6 protein-coding genes and 4 pseudogenes are annotated in these 16,837 nt (G+C 45.3%); all 10 read right to left on the reverse strand.

Annotated elements, in window-relative coordinates; translation table 11 throughout:
• Window positions 1–56: 56 nt before the first annotated feature.
• The 10 genes and pseudogenes from SU60_RS11335 to hrpB all read right to left on the reverse strand — a co-directional run bounded on the left by SU60_RS11335 (window position 57) and on the right by hrpB (window position 16,822).
• A pseudogene (locus SU60_RS11335) lies at window positions 57–1,086 on the reverse strand (ABC transporter ATP-binding protein).
• Window positions 1,086–2,711 carry an ABC transporter permease gene (locus tag SU60_RS11340; RefSeq protein WP_041155602.1) on the reverse strand — a complete coding sequence of 542 codons (1,626 nt, stop codon included), beginning with the start codon at window positions 2,709–2,711 and terminating at the stop codon, window positions 1,086–1,088. Before SU60_RS11340 ends, SU60_RS11335 begins: the two are co-directional and overlap by 1 nt.
• Before the next feature lie 208 nt (window positions 2,712–2,919).
• A complete protein-coding gene (locus SU60_RS11345; protein WP_041155603.1) occupies window positions 2,920–3,933 on the reverse strand; it encodes a Fe(3+) ABC transporter substrate-binding protein in 1,014 nt (337 codons plus the stop codon).
• Between the two features lie 147 nt (window positions 3,934–4,080).
• Window positions 4,081–5,309: pseudogene (locus tag SU60_RS11350) on the reverse strand (ammonium transporter).
• Between the two features lie 26 nt (window positions 5,310–5,335).
• Window positions 5,336–5,674, reverse strand: a complete 339-nt coding sequence (locus SU60_RS11355) for a P-II family nitrogen regulator (RefSeq protein WP_005386570.1) — start codon at window positions 5,672–5,674, stop codon at window positions 5,336–5,338.
• Window positions 5,675–5,862: 188 nt separating this feature from the next.
• Complete coding sequence (locus SU60_RS11360; protein ID WP_041155604.1) at window positions 5,863–6,231, reverse strand: YacL family protein; 369 nt, start codon at window positions 6,229–6,231, stop codon at window positions 5,863–5,865.
• Between the two features lie 305 nt (window positions 6,232–6,536).
• Window positions 6,537–9,134 carry a bifunctional aconitate hydratase 2/2-methylisocitrate dehydratase gene (acnB, locus tag SU60_RS11365; protein ID WP_041155605.1) on the reverse strand — a complete coding sequence of 866 codons (2,598 nt, stop codon included), beginning with the start codon at window positions 9,132–9,134 and terminating at the stop codon, window positions 6,537–6,539.
• A gap of 267 nt (window positions 9,135–9,401) precedes the next feature.
• The gene (locus tag SU60_RS11370) at window positions 9,402–11,714 is read right to left on the reverse strand and encodes a patatin-like phospholipase family protein (protein ID WP_041155606.1); all 2,313 of its coding nucleotides are present in this window, start codon (window positions 11,712–11,714) and stop codon (window positions 9,402–9,404) included.
• A gap of 276 nt (window positions 11,715–11,990) precedes the next feature.
• Window positions 11,991–14,362 (reverse strand): annotated as a pseudogene (mrcB, locus tag SU60_RS11375) (penicillin-binding protein 1B).
• Window positions 14,355–16,822 (reverse strand): annotated as a pseudogene (gene hrpB / locus SU60_RS11380) (ATP-dependent helicase HrpB). The pseudogenes mrcB and hrpB overlap by 8 nt, the downstream one beginning before the upstream one ends.
• Between the last annotated feature and the right edge of the window lie 15 nt (window positions 16,823–16,837).

Here is a 16,837-nt window from a genome sequence, read left to right on the forward strand (position 1 = left end):
AGAAGGGGAACACTTGCCCGGTATCACAGCCGGGCCTTTTTTGTCGAGCAATCAACTTAGGTAAAAGCGAGCACACCCTGCATATCAATTTGCACCACAACACGATCACCCACATTCAAAGCTTCAGTCGAAGTCGCTAACAGATGGTCTCCTTCGACATCAATCACATACCTGCAATGGTCTCCCATAAAATGCTGTTCCAACACCTTCACCGCACTACTGTCATCTTGTTTAATTAATACATGTTGTGGACGTAGTAATAATGCGCATTGAGCTTGTATATCAATCACCTGTTGCGCGTTCGCTTCGACCAGGCCTAGGTGAGTGTTAAACTGGGTTTCTGAGACTCTTGTGGCTTCTAGATAACTTCCTCCCCCTAAAAAATCCGCCACAAATTTACTCGAAGGTTGATAGTAAAGCTCTGAAGCCGTGCCATATTGTTCAATGACCCCATTATTCATCACCGCCAATTTATCCGCAAACGCAAAGGCCTCTTCGCGACTGTGAGTAACAAAAATCGCCGTTACTCCCTGTTGCTTGAAAATTTTTCGAATTTCACGAATTAACTCGTGACGAACTTGGGTATCAATATTAGAAAATGGCTCATCCAGCAACAAAAGATCAGCTGTAAGCCAATGAACGAGCAATCGCAACACGCTGCTGTTGCCCCCCCGACAACTGATGAGGATAACGATCTGCATATTCTTGAAGGTGCACAAGTTCGAGCATTTCTTGTACCTTAGTTCGCTTTGCTGTTGTTGATAGGTTTTCCAAACCAAAGGCAATATTTTGCGCGACGTTAAGGTGGGGAAAGAGCGCATAATCTTGGAAAATCATCCCAATATTACGCTGCTCTGGTGGCAACCAATGCTTGCTATCATCAAGGATCAACGAATTAAGGCGCATTTCGCCTGAGCTCAAAGGCAGTAGCCCTGCTATGGCTTTGAGCAAGGTTGTTTTACCGCAGCCACTTGCACCAAGTAGGCACACAATTTGTCCCTGCTCCACATCTAATGATAAAGACTCCAGAACGGTTTGATCATCGTATTGGCAAGTCAGGTTATTAATTGATAATGCGCAGGTCATCAGTGATTTTGCTCCAGTGAACGGTTGACAACAACAAGTGGGACTAACCCAACAAGAACCAGCAGCACAGCAGGCAAAGCCGCCAATTCTAAGTGCTCATCTGACGCAAAATTATAAACATAAGTCGCCAGAGTTTCGAAATTAAACGGGCGTAAAAGTAACGCAGCATTAAGCTCTTTCATCGACTCAATAAACACCAAAAGCGCCGCAATTAATGCTCCGCGCTTAATCAATGGCATATGCACTCGCCATAGCATCGTATTTGGAGAGCACCCCATAGTGCGAGAAGCCATATCTAAGGATGGAGAAACTTTATTGAGATGACTCTCTACACTACCAATTGCAACAGCAGAGAACCGCACCACCATAGCAAAAATAAGCGCAAACATTGACCCAGAAAAGATTAACCCAGGTCTTCCCCACTCCATCACTTTGGCAACGTCATTAATACGATGATCCATAAACAATACGGCAACCATCACACCAATGGCTAAGACAGTGCCGGGGACTGCATACCCCATGGAAGACAAGCGCATGCACATTAAGCTGTCTCGTTTGCCATTCAGTCGATGAGTAAAATTCACGACGACAGCAACGGCAACACCAATAACGGCAGCAATTATCGACACCACAACACTGTTGTAGGCGTACTCCCGAAATTCAGGCGTCCAGCTTTGTGCGAAATAAGTAATGGAATAACTGATCAACTGCATGAGTGGCAAAATAAACGCGATGGTCACTATCCCCCAACACCAAGCCAGTGCCGCCCATTTTTTCCATCCGTTGAGCTCATATCTAAAATCTTCATGGCTGTTAAACTGACTCTGAAACAGTTTCTGCTTACGACGACTGTACCGTTCCGCACTCAACAAAAGCACCACAAACACGAGCATGATTGCAGAGATTTTAGCCGCTGCATTTAAATTAGAGTAACCTAGCCACGTATCATATACCGCTGTCGTTAGCGTATTTACCGCAAAGTAACTGACCGTACCAAAGTCACCAATGGTTTCCATTGCCACCAAAGACAAACTAACCGCAATTGAAGGACGCGCCAAAGGCAGAGAAATGCGTAAAAAACTCTTCCAAGGGGAGCACTTCAACAGTCGAGCACTTTGCAGTAATGAGACATTTTGTTCCATGAATGCGGCACGACAAAGCAGATATACATACGGGTATAAAACTAAGGACAACACCCACGTAGCACCGAACACAGTGCGAATATCGGGAAACCAGTACTCTCCCGGCCCCCAGCCGGTGAAATCACGCAATAACACCTGAATCGGACCAGCGAAATCAAACCAGTCGGTAAAAATATAACCAATGATGTAGCCTGGCATCGCCAAAGGCAGCACCAACGCCCACTGTAACCATTTTTCAGAGGGAAGCTTGCACATTGCCATTAACCAAGCACTAGGAATACCCAGTATGAGAGAGAGCACCATCACTCCGACAGTCAGTGTGATGGTGTTATAGATATAGGTCGGCATAACTGTTGACATCAAATGAGCAAACAGGTCATCCGTCTCACCAATTGCGGTGTAGAAGATCGCTAAGATCGGCAAAACCAGCAATAGGGTTAATACTCCACTGCTGGCTTTCCATGAAGAATGTTTATCTTTCATTGCCTAATTACTGCAAGGCTGTACAAAATATAAATGCTGCTGCAAATACATCTCATATCCTTTAATTAAATGGGGCAACCGTTATACCCCATATACCCAAATAACTTCAAGATGAAGGGTTCAGAGCGTTACCATTCGCGCAAGTTCAAGAAAAAATACGCACCTACTAAGCACATTGTCCCTTATCTAGACAGCTCGGATATCGACATTAAAGGTCAAATTTGACTTCATCGAGCAGTTTAATTGCTGCTTCATGATGAGCAGCGATCTCATCGAGTGAGATAGTGTCCGCTTTAAAGTCACCCCATGAATCAACTAGTTCAGAGCGTGGTACGCCTTCTTTAACCGGGTATTCAAAGTTAACTTCTGCATACATTTTCTGCGCTTTATCACCGGTTAAAAACTCCATGAGTTTTAATGCGTTCTCTTTGTTCGGTGAGTATTTCGCCATTGCCATACCGGAAATGTTTACGTGAGTACCTGTCGTCTCTTGATTAGGAAAGTTGATATAAACCGCATCAGCCCAAGCTTTTTGCTCTTTATCATTAACCATTTTCCCTAGGTAATAGCTATTACCTAATGAAACATCACAAAGACCTTCTTTGATCGCTTTCACTTGTGCACGATCGTTGCCTTGAGGTTTACGAGCCAAGTTTGCTTTCACTCCCTCTAACCACTGCTTAGTCTCAACTTCACCATGATGCGCAATCATAGAAGAAACAAGCGAGACATTGTATGGGTGCTTGCCGCTACGCGTACAAATTTTACCTTTAAACTCAGGCTTCGCTAAATCCGCATAGTTGAAGTCTGCACCAAGTTTACCCACACGATCTCGGGAAGAATAAACGCTACGAGTACGCAAAGTTAGAGCAAACCATTCGTTCTCTTTGTCTTGATATTGAGCTGGTACATTTGCTTCAATGATGTCACTGTCAACTTTCTGCACTAGACCTTTATCAGTGAGTTCGGCTAGACGACTAATATCGGTAGTCAGCACGACGTCTGCTGGGCTGTACTCACCTTCTTGAACGAGCTTTTCTGCCAGTCCTTGTTTGGCAAACTTGACGTTTACTTTAATACCCGTGTCTTTAGTGAATTCATTAAACATCGGCTCAACTAAAAAAGGCTGGCGGTATGAGTAGACATTCACCTCTTCAGCGGCTGAAATCGTTGGTGCAAATATAGCGCTAGTCAATACTGAAAGAGCTAACAGTTTTTTCATTGTTTAATCCTTTACGATGCTAATGATAACGTTTATCAGTTGCGTTATTATAATCATGTCCAATAGTAAAACAACGACACAAATAAAAAAACCTGCTCATCAGAGCAGGTTTTGTGATTAAGAATGTAACGAAATACTACTTAGAGATTATTTCGCAGTGACGAACTCAGGATACGCACCTACACCACAATCGTGCATGTCCATGCCTTCCATCTCTTCTTCTTCACTAACACGGATACCCACCGTTGCTTTCAAGATTGCCCACACAACTAAGCTCGCACCAAATACCCAAGCAAAGATAACGGCAGCACCAAGGAGCTGAGCACCAAATGTTGCATCACCATTGCTTAGTGGAACAACCATCAGACCGAAGAATCCACACACACCGTGCACTGAAATAGCACCCACTGGATCATCGATCTTAAGTTTATCTAGGCCAATGATGCTGAATACCACGACAACGCCCGCGACCGCACCAATTGCCACTGCGTAAAGTGGTGATGGTGATAGAGGGTCAGCAGTGATAGCAACCAGTCCAGCCAATGCACCGTTTAGAATCATTGTTAAATCCGCCTTACCCCATGTGTCTTACAGACAAACAGTGCCGCGATTGCACCCGCAGCTGCTGCCGCATTGGTGTTGAGGAAGATTTGACCAACTGCTGTCGCATTCTCAAAGTCAGAAAGCATCAACTGAGAACCGCCGTTAAAGCCGAACCAACCAAACCACAGGATGAATGTACCTAGCGTTGCCAATGGCATGTTTGAACCTGGAATTGGGTGGATTTCACCGTTTTTACCATATTTGCCTTTACGAGCACCAAGCAGTAGTACACCAGCTAGAGCCGCAGACGCGCCTGCCATATGCACAATACCTGAGCCAGCGAAATCACTAAAGCCAGCCTCAGCTAGGAAACCGCCACCCCACGTCCAGTAACCTTCCATTGGGTAGATGAATGCGGTCAAAATTGCTGAGAATACTAAGAAAGACCATAGTTTCATACGCTCAGCGACCGCACCAGATACCACAGACATTGCAGTTGCTACGAATACCACTTGGAAGAAGAAGTCAGACTCTAGTGAATGATCTGCACCTTCACCTTGCGTACCAATCAAACCACCAAATGAAGGCAACCAACCGCCTTCACCGTTGCCGACGTACATAATGTTGTAACCGACGACTAGATACGTCGTACAAGCAATGGCGTACAAACAAAAGTTCTTAGTTAAAATTTCTGTTGTATTTTTAGAGCGAACTAGGCCCGCTTCAAGCATGGCGAAGCCTGCTGCCATCCACATAACCAACGCACCGGAAATGAGGAAGAAAAAAGTGTCGAGTGCGTAACGTAGCTCCGTTACCGTTGTTGCTAATTCCATAATAATTACTCCAATCCCTTGAATTCTTAAAGTGCTTCAGCGTCCATTTCACCCGTACGGATACGCACAGCTTGATTCAGGTCGTAGACAAAAATCTTACCATCACCAATCTTTCCTGTTTGTGCTGCTTTTGTGATCGCTTCTACCACGCGATCCACGTTATCAGCATGAGTGGCGATTTCTATTTTTACTTTTGGTAAAAAATCGACTTGATACTCAGCCCCACGGTACAACTCTGTGTGACCTTTTTGACGACCAAAACCTTTGACCTCTGATACTGTCATCCCTTCGATACCAACGTCAGCCAATGCTTCACGAACATCGTCTAACTTGAACGGCTTAATAATGGCATTAATTATTTTCATTAAATTTTCTCCGAAGCTTTCATCCTGAAACGATCTTATTAATCCAAACAACGTGCCAAGTTTTTAAGCTTATGATTTTAAACAACTAACCATATTGGAGACCAACATAAAAAAAAAGAGCGCACCATTACAGTGCACTCTTTTCACAATTATAAAGCAAGCCAATATCTGTTACCCAAAACTGTGCATCAAATATTCAGAAACGATTTCCATTGTTCGATAAGGGTGACAAAATCTTCTCGACCGCAACTGGCTGTGCTTTCCGCGTTGTAAAAGTCAAACTCGCTTTCCAATTCAATATCGTGATCGTGTGACATAGTGTTCTCTTCCACCAGCACCTCGTCTCCATGAATCATCAAGCTGATCTCTGTACCCAACAAACTATGCTCTTGAGAAGGCGAACAAAATGACTGCTCAATCAATGCTTCTACTTGGGCGATTTTCATCTGGTCTTTGCCAATTTCTTCTTGTAACCATCGCCCTACAATCTCATGTCCCATACTGCACTTAACGTAATATTCTCCCATTAAGGTATTACGGATGAATTCAAACTCCATCGAGATCGCCTTTCATATCGGTTATCAATTTGGTGCGGAGTATAACCAATTGATTATACCAATCACAGTAAATAAGTGATCAGAAATAGCGCAGGAAAAATGCTTGAGAACAAGGCGCAATTTTTCGATAAGTAGTTATTCTACAATCAAAAATTGTAACGAAGTTATCGAGTATTTTAACAAGCTAGAATGACCATTTATTTACTACGATTGGTATTATAGATACCCAAATACCATAAAAAAAGCACCTCAATTGAGGTGCTCTCTATTAGTGCAATCTATGATTCACTTTTTGGTGCGATTACTTATGCTGGCTCTTGGAAAATAACCGTATCCGCTTTCTCAGTGTACTGTTCCATCTTGTGGAAGTTCAAGTAACGGTAAGTATCCGATGCCGTCGCATTAATTTTCGCTGCATACTCTAAGTATTCTTCCTTGGTCGGAATGCGACCTAGGATTGCCCCAACCGCTGCGAGCTCCGCTGAAGATAGGTAGACATTTGCACCTGTACCAAGACGGTTCGGGAAGTTACGCGTTGAAGTCGAAATCACCGTTGCCTTATCTGCGACGCGGGCTTGGTTACCCATACACAGTGAACACCCTGGAGTTTCAATGCGAACACCAGCACGACCATAAATACCGTAGTAACCCTCTTCAGTTAGCTGGTCACGGTCCATTTTCGTTGGTGGTGCAACCCAAAGACGGGTATCTAACGTACCACCCCATTGCTCAAGCAGTTTACCTGCCGCACGGAAGTGGCCGATGTTAGTCATACAAGACCCGATGAAAACTTCATCGATCTCAGTACCTTGAACTTCAGACAACAAGCGAGCATCATCTGGATCATTCGGTGCACATAATACAGGCTCACCGATCTCATCCATATCAATTTCAATGACGTGTGCGTAGTCTGCATCTTTATCCGCTCGCATCAGCTCTGGATTTGCTAACCACTCTTGCATTGCAGTAATACGACGCTCGATCGTACGGCGGTTACCGTAACCTTCCGAGATCATCCACTTCAGCATCACGATGTTAGAATTTAGGTACTCTTCGATCGACTCTTGAGATAGGTTAACGGTACAACCTGCCGCAGAACGCTCTGCAGATGCATCAGACAACTCAAACGCTTGCTCTACGGTTAAGTGCTCTAGACCTTCAATCTCAAGGATACGACCAGAGAATTCGTTGATCTTGCCAGCTTTCTCTACTGTCAATAGGCCTTGCTTAATACCGTAGTAAGGAATGGCATGAACAAGGTCACGTAGTGTGATTCCTGGTTGCATCTTGCCTTTAAAACGCACCAAGATAGATTCTGGCATATCGAGAGGCATTACGCCTGTCGCTGCTGCAAAAGCAACCAAACCAGAGCCAGCTGGGAACGAGATACCAAGTGGGAATCGAGTATGCGAGTCACCACCAGTACCAACCGTATCAGGTAGTAGCATACGGTTTAGCCACGAGTGGATAATACCGTCACCCGGACGTAGGGAAACACCACCACGGTTCATGATGAAATCAGGTAATGTATGGTGTGTATTCACATCGACTGGTTTTGGATATGCAGACGTATGACAGAAAGACTGCATGACTAAGTCGGCAGAGAAGCCAAGACAAGCAAGATCTTTAAGCTCGTCACGCGTCATTGGACCTGTCGTGTCCTGAGAGCCAACCGTCGTCATTTTAGGCTCACAGTATGTGCCTGGACGAATACCTTCTACGCCACACGCTTTACCTACCATTTTCTGTGCAAGTGAGTAACCTTTGCCAGAATCAGCAATGTCACCTGGCTTGCGGAAAATATCGCTAGGTTCAAGCCCTAGTGATTGGCGAGCTTTGTCAGTCAGACCACGACCAATGATCAGTGGGATACGACCACCAGCACGTACCTCGTCAATAAGTACGCTGGTTTTTAGCTTAAATTCAGCCAGTGTTTCGCCTGTTTCGTGGTTGCATACTTTACCTTCAAACGGGTACACGTCGATCACATCGCCCATATTGAGCTTAGACACGTCAACCTCAATCGGCAGAGCCCCTGCATCTTCCATCGTGTTAAAGAAGATAGGCGCAATCTTACCGCCAAGTACGTAACCGCCAGCACGTTTGTTTGGTACGTAAGGGATATCGTCTCCCATAAACCAAAGCACAGAGTTCGTTGCTGATTTACGTGAAGAACCTGTACCAACAACATCACCAACGTATACCAGTTGATGGCCTTTGTTTTTTAGTTCTTCAAGTTGTTTTATCGGACCAACATTACCTGGTTGATCCGGATTGATACCCTCACGCTCATTTTTTAGCATCGCAAGTGCGTGCACTGGAATATCTGGACGAGACCATGCATCTGGTGCAGGCGACAGGTCGTCGGTATTTGTTTCGCCCGTCACCTTGAATACGGTCAGAGTGATTTTTTCTTGCAGTTGAGGCTTAGATAGGAACCACTCCGCATCAGCCCAAGATTGTAGAACTTGCTGGGCGAATGCATTACCAGCTTTGGCTTTCTCTTCTACGTCGTAGAAAGCATCAAACATCAGCAAGGTATGAGACAAAGCTTTTGCAGAGATTGGCGCGAGCACCTCATCATCCAACAACTCAACGAGTGGGGCGATGTTGTAACCACCTTGCATCGTGCCAAGCAATTTAGCTGCTTTTTCACGATCAACGAGTGGCGACTTCACTTCACCTTTCGCTACAGCAGTTAAAAAACCAGCTTTAACGTAAGCCGCTTCATCAACACCTGGTGGAATACGGTTTTCAAGAAGATCAAGAAGAAACTCTTCTTCACCTTGTGGGGGAGTTTTAAGCAATTCAACAAGTCCAGCGACTTGCTCAGCGTCTAGGGGTTTAGGAACAACTCCTTCGGCAGCACGCTCTTCGACGTGTTTACGGTAGGCTTCAAGCACGACTTTTTCCTCTCATTGCGGTTCCTCCTTTATTATTACTATTGTTAAAGTAAAGGAGTAAACATCCTTGGAAACTTGGCTCTCCATTGCCCTTGTTTTCATTCAATAATGATTGAGAAACAGCGCCGTAGAGGCCAAACTGTGGGCAAGAGAATAGCAAATTTAACCTTCAATTAAAATCTAATCATTTTGACCAACATAGCAACTTACGACTAAAGTCCGGCTAATTTTGCTCAAATATGCTTAACATTTGCTTTCTTTTGCTAATTAATTAAACGATGTCCCTACGATCAAATACACCGCACTCATATTCTGTTCCGTAAGACCATAAGCCAACATAATCGGTCCAATTGGAGAGTCAACGCCAAAAAACAGCGAGCCGGCATTATACAGTGGCGCATCATTTAACTTCATATCATTGTCCGACCACACACCACCATGTTCTACCGATGCTCCCAGATAAACGGGAGCCTCAAACAGACCAAAGTCGTTATCGAACCATTTGTATCGATATACTAGGCTGGTATAAAACAAGTTATTACCAATTAGGCTGTTTCTCGGAATACCAGAAAGATTTAAAAAGCCACCAAGTTCTCGAGGATTTAACGGAACAGAAGCGTTTTTGCTATCGACGAAACTGTAGTCCGCATGTCCGACTAAAGTATGACGCTGATGGCTAACCGCGCCTTTAAGGCGAGCTGATATTTCATACACAGTATCTTCTGCCGTTTCATAGTTATCAATACTCCCATATGGGCTTGTATCATGCGAGACGACGTATTCTAAATCGACCAAATAACCGCGCGTAGGAAAAGCAAAGTCATCCAGAGTATCTAAGCGATAATCCGCGAATAGCCCTCGCCTTTCGAAATCAATTTTACCAGCAGACGCAACCGTTGAGAGTTCCACATTGCCCGTTGAATATCGAGCGCCAAAGCGAAGTTCTTGCCATAATGTCGGTTGAAGACCAAGTGCCACCTCGGAAGTGAAGTAACCGTAAGACACCGGCCAAAAATCTTTCACCGAATGCAAACCATCACTTTGGAAATCGTCCAACGGTAAATTTCTGTTTTCACTGTGATAAGCCAATCGCGAAGAAACGAAAACCTCTTGGCTAGACATAACAGGAGTGTAAAGCTCCGCTTCAATCAGTTTATCCGTGCCCATTTCAATATTGAGCGCTAACTCCGCACCATCAGAATTGAGGTTCGTAAAATTAGTCGACATGCCGATTCCATACTGACTCTCTGTATCAAAGTCGTCTTCAAGGAAAAAACGAAAATTGAGATAATTAGGACCCCATGACTTTTCATTGACAGTGAAGACCAGATGCGTCAAACCATCAGCCTCCTCAAAGTGATAAGTAACCAGCTCAAACCGGTCAAGGGCATAAAGGTTTTCAACCGCTTTTTCTATCTCTTTGGTTGGAATTTTCCGCCCCGTTTCTAAATGCAGACGGTTAGTCAACAGAACATCACTATAGTGCGTATTATTAACAATGACGACGTCGTCAATAACTCGCGTATCGCCATACACCAATGTCTTACGGACAGCCTGCTTATGGTCGATGTATTTCTGGTAGTCAGCGTTAGATAGACGCAGTGATTCAAACTTGTCTTGCAACGTCTTAGTAATATCATAACCGGATTGAAATGCGGAAGGCATTTTATCAAAGTCGACCGTTTCCATTGCACCAACGTTAGGACGAATATAAATATCTTGCTCTTTCAACTCTTCCCGTTGTTGTTGGGTACTACGGCGGACAAGGTAGTTAGAAAGTTGGTCCGCGACAGTAAATAACCCAGTAAAATCTTCTTTCGTTTTGTAGTCAGTACTAATGTCGACAGCAATAACCACATCCGCCCCCATGGCTCGCGCGACATCGACTGGCATGTTGTTAACCACACCGCCATCAACCAACATATGGCCATTTAAATAGTAAGGAGGAAGTGCGCCTGGTACCGACATACTCGCCATCATCGCATCAACCAAATAGCCGTTACCAATGACAACCTCTTCCAGATCTAGAATGTCAGTCGCGACGGAGCGGTATGGGATCGCGAGTACGTCGAAAGAATCGAAGCGTCCTAGATTGCCAGTAGTTTCTCGCAAGATACGCAACATATTCTGTCCCTGCACAACACCGGTCGGAGCGCGGATTTCACCAAACCTAACCCCGAGATCTGTGGTGATTTGGTATCGGTCTTCATAAACTTTGTCACGGACTCGACGTTGACTTCTATCAACGCGATCACGATAACCGCTGTTCCAATCGATGCTATAGATAAAGCTCTCGATTTCATCCGCACTCATGCCCGTCGCATACAAGCCACCAACATACGAGCCCATACTCGTCCCCGTCACAATATCAACCGGGACGTTCATTTCTTCTAGCGCTTTTAATACCCCGATATGAGCTGCGCCTTTTGCCCCGCCTCCCGCGAGAACCACAGCAATTTTAGGACGAGATAAAGATTCATTATTTTGAGTTTGAGCAAAGGAAGAAGGAACGATTAAGAAGACACTCACTATGAGTACTAAATAGCGAGTAAATGATTCTGACAACAGCAGATTGAACATTCATAACTTCCTTTATTAATTCCTGGGTATACCCAAACATCAACAGACCCTAGGTTCAGTGAGAATGACTTGGTTCGCAAACAAGGTAACCATTTGAGGATCGAGTGGTTCTCAATCAAAAATCGTTAACAAAGACTGTGGACCAAGTCATTTGGGTATAAATGGGCGCTTAGGCGTAGTGACAGACATTGCCCATCACCACTTAGCCCTAAAACCGCCCTAATATGTACTAAGAATTGTTCTGTGAGACAAGTCAATGTTGTCGATTTGGCGACACTACCAATCAAACAAGCTATTCAACCAATTAGATTTTTTCTCACATTGCTGTTTTATTTGTCCATTTTTATCCCAAACTGGCAATTTGTATTCACTGCGACAATTCAGCTCTAAACCACCTTTATTGGTTTTTTGAAAACCCAAAGTGGTGACTTCTCGCGGCCAAGGCAACTGTAAACGTTCTGGAATACGTTGATTGAGGTATTCTGCATACACTCGCAAAGCACCGCTCGATCCGGTCAAATGTGTGGGTTTATTGTCATCACGACCCAGCCAGATGGTTGTAACTTCACGACCATCAACTCCGACAAACCAACTGTCACGCGTATCATTACTGGTGCCCGTTTTCCCAGCCAACGCGGCCCAAGCGAACTGGCTTTGCAGAAATCGCCCCGTCCCCTGAGCGACACCCTGTTTCATTGCATAGGTTGTTAGCCATGCAGCTTGCTCATCTACGGCTCTTGATGAACGCGGAAGTGACTGATACAGCACATTACCTTGCATATCCATCACAGAACGCAATGCCGTCAGTGTCGCTCGCTTACCTGAGTTAGTCAGTGTCTGGTACATCTGTGACACTTCAAATGGGGTTAACGAGAACGAGCCTAAGAACATAGAAGGTACAGGACGAATTTCGTCTTTATTTATCCCCAAACGGCTCAGCGTGTCTGAAACTTGAGGAATGCCTAACTGCATCCCCAAACGCACGGTGGGCACGTTCAGTGACTTGGCTAGTGCGAGGAAGAGCGGCACATCACCTCGGTATTTTCTATCGTAATTTCGCGGCGTCCAAACTGTGCCTTCACTGCCCTTTAAGCTCAAAGGCGTATCATGCAATGTTGTCCCTAAATTGTATTTCTCTGGGTGCTCCAGCGCGGTGAGATAAATCGCGGGTTTCACCAAAGAGCCAATTTGACGACTGGCGTTCAGCGCGCGGTTAAAGCCTCATAGCCGACGCGCTTTCCGCCGACCATCGCGCGAATTTCACCACTATGACGATCGACCGCTATAGCAGCAGCTTCAAGTTCTTTCCCTGCACGCTTAGCCAGCTCAGGTATTTTCTTACTGATCGCCAGCTCCATTTTACTTTGTGACACAGGGTCTAAAGAAGTGAAGACTCGCAAACCTGATTCAGCTTTAAAGCGTTCGCCCACTTTGTCTTTTAATTCAATACTAAGTTGCTGGAAATACGCGGGCTGACGGCTGGCAATACGTGGCTTACTTTGCGTATCGAGTGGACGACTTACCGCCTGCTCGTATTGTTGAGCGGTCAGCATCTCTTGTTGCATCAATAAGCGCAGCACCAGATCACGGCGCGTTTTAGTCCTTTCCGGGTAACGAATTGGGTTGTAGTACGACGGTCCTTTGACCATCCCAACTAGCATCGCCAGTTGGTCAATACGCAATTCTTGAATGGGCTGACCAAAGTAATAACGTGACGCCAAGCCAAATCCGTGAATCGCTTCACCACCACTTTGTCCTAAGTACACCTCATTTAAATACGCTTCCAGAATACGATCTTTGCTGTATCGATAATCAAGAATAAGTGCAAGGTACGCTTCACGTATCTTACGCCACAGCGTTTTATCTCGAGTTAAGAATATATTTTTCGCCAGCTGCTGAGTTAAGGTACTGCCACCCTGAACTGTCCGTCCCGCTTTAATATTCGCGACCATGGCACGCGCGATTGCAAGTGGAGACACACCATCATGCTGATAAAAGTCACGGTCCTCGGTGGCCAGCAGCGCATCAACTAAGATCTCTGGGAATTGATCTCGACGTAGGAACAAACGTTGCTCATCTTGATCCTTCTCTAACATCCCCAACATCTTCGGCTCCAGACGCAAATATCCCAGATCGCCCTTTGATTCAAGAGATTGGATGCGTTTAAGATTGTCACCGGAGAAATGCAGCATCACGTGGCGATCCGGCTCTGGGCCATCTGCAAATTCAAATGGACGACGAATCAGTTCGATACGTGTTGCCGATGAAGAGTACTCACCAGGGTAGCGCGGTTGGCTAACTTTGCGGTAATTCAAGACATCTAACTCATTGCGCAGCTCTTTGATATTGATATCTTCACCGGGACTCAAATTCAAAATACGGGCATACACTACCGTAGGCAACTCAAACAATTGACCTTCAAAACGCTCTTTGACCACACTGTCTAAGTAAATACCGACAAACAGCAATACGGCAGCGAGCGCAATTCCAGCTTTCCATCCAAACGACCAAAGCGTTTTGAGCCATGAACGCTTGGTATTACTTGGCTTTTTGCTCGGAGTTCGTCGAGTACGCTTCGCCGGTCCTTTACTTGCTGCACTTTTCTTCGCAGGTGCTTTCTTTGCACTGGGCTTTTTACTGTTAGTCATTGTTTAATTGTCTTTTTGTTTTCGTGGTCGCGACATGATTAGCAGGGTCGTCTGGCCAAACATGTTTCGGGTAGCGCCCTTTCATCTCTTTTTGCACCTCTTTGTAACTGCCTTGCCAAAAAGCAGCCAAATCTGTGGTGACTTGTAAAGGACGTTGAGCCGGAGAAAGCAGTTCGAGCACCAAGCGTTTGCGTCCTTGGGCTATGGTTGGTGAACCGCTTTCACCAAACATTTCTTGCATACGTATAGATAACACGGGCTCGTGGCCTGCCTGATATCGAATGCGCTTTTTGCTTCCTGTAGGCATTTGATAATACTCAGGTAACCATTCATCAATTTTCTGATTCAATGGCCACCCCAAACGCGTATTCAATGCTTCGACTAGATTGACTTTTTGTAAATCTTTCACAGAAGACACAGACCCCATATAAGGCGCTAACCACTCATCTAAGGAGTCAAGTAAGCTTGATTCATCAAAACTTGGCCATGGTTGTTCTGCTAGCCAGTTCGCCGCGCATCGAATACGTTCGAGTAGCATTTTTGCTGCTGGTGTCCAGTTTAAACTCGCTATGCCCTGACGGCGGACATAGGTGAGTAAAGCTTGTGTCATTTTTTCTTTACCAGGACTTGGCAAAGTTTCACGATCAATGATTAATTGCCCGAGCTTTTGTTGTCGTTCAGCGACTAAGCGTCCGCGCTTATCATCCCAGTCAACGACTTCTTCAGTGGAAAATAGCGTACCAAAAGTGGTTTGCAGTATATTGACGTCCACTTCACATGCCAAATGAATTTGACTTGAGTTGGAGTGCGCACGCATCAAATCAATAGCCACTAAGTACTCACTCCCTCCTAACGGATCATCAGGGTGACATTCAGCGCCATGCCCGTTTGCCAACGTAAACCGACCAAATTGCTGATGGCGTTGCTGAGCGATGCGATCCGGAAACGCCAAACTCAACACGATTGGGAAAGCACTCTCATCGACACCCTCTAACTGGAATGACGTATCTAACTTTTGTGCAAGAGATTGTGCACGCTTTGACAACAATGATCGTTTTGGGTGAGTACCCACTATCCAACGATGCAGGCTATGTGTGATGTTAGTGACATTGCGCTCCGGCTCTTCAATCAAAGCCGCAGCAGCCAATGCCGTTGAGAGCATCGTCTCACTGTGGGCTTGAGCTTTAATTAACATCGCGGCCGCTCGGGGATCAACACCAAGTTCATGCGCTTGCTTACCATTAGAGGTTAACTGACCTAGCGAGGTAAACAACCCTAGAGAGATCAACAATTGCTTGGCTTGATTCAACGCTGCAGGAGAGGGAATATCCAGCCACTTGAGATCTTGAATGTCCGCCGCTCCCCAAAACGCTAACTCCATGACCAAGCTTGCTAAATCGGAATGAAGAATTTCTGGCGATGAGACTGATGGCTGCTGTTTCAACTGACTTTCCGAATACAACCTTACACAGATGCCTTGTTCAATTCGTCCCGCTCGTCCCATACGCTGAATCGCAGAAGACTGAGCAATTCGAACTTGTTCCAATCGCGTCAGCCCATTTTTCAAATCAAACCGAGCCACTCGCTCTAGGCCAGAATCGACAACTAAGCGGATACCTTCTATTGTGAGTGAGGTTTCTGCAATATTCGTGGCCAATACGACTTTACGCTTGCCAGCTACTGCAGGCGCTATTACTTTTTGCTGGTCAGAGAAGCTAAGCTGACCATAAAGCGGACACACTTCAATATCCTCTGGCAATTCAGATAAGCGTTCTTCCACTTGCTTAATCGCCGCGACTCCCGCAGAAAAGCCAACAATGATCCCGACTCTTTATTCATCAAATTCTGAATACTTTTGGCCATAACATTGGGTAAATAATCATTGGCAGATAAAGGCACGTAACGCGTTTCCACGTCAAAGCAGCGCCCTTGGGATTCAATGTAACTCGCATCAGGTAGCAACGTCTGTAGTGCATTATGATCCAGTGTTGCCGACATCACCACCAGCTTGAGGTCATCGCGCAGCGCTTCTTGTACTTCTAAACTGAACGCCAGTGCGGTGTCGGCATGAATACTTCGCTCATGAAACTCATCAAAGATGAGTAAATCGACACCAGCCAGTTCAGGATCGTTTTGAATCATACGAGTCATGATTCCTTCCGTCACAATCTCAAGCTGCGTTTCCTTACTGACCTTTGTTTCCCCGCGAACACGGTATCCAACACGTTGTCCGACTCGCTCTCCCAACCGCTCAGCCAAGTAGCGAGCAATATTTCGCGCAGCCAAACGCCTAGGTTCCAACATGATAATTTTGCCTTGCACCGTTTGCTGCAAGAGAAGTTGTAAAGGGAAATGGGTAGATTTACCGGCACCTGGAGCAGCTTTTAAGATCACTTGTTGTTGATATTTAACCGCCGCTAGTAACTCAGGCATCACGGCTTCGATCGGCAATTGTGACAAAGAAAATACCTTATG

Source organism: Vibrio mytili, assembly GCF_000830505.1.
GTDB lineage: Bacteria > Pseudomonadota > Gammaproteobacteria > Enterobacterales > Vibrionaceae > Vibrio > Vibrio mytili.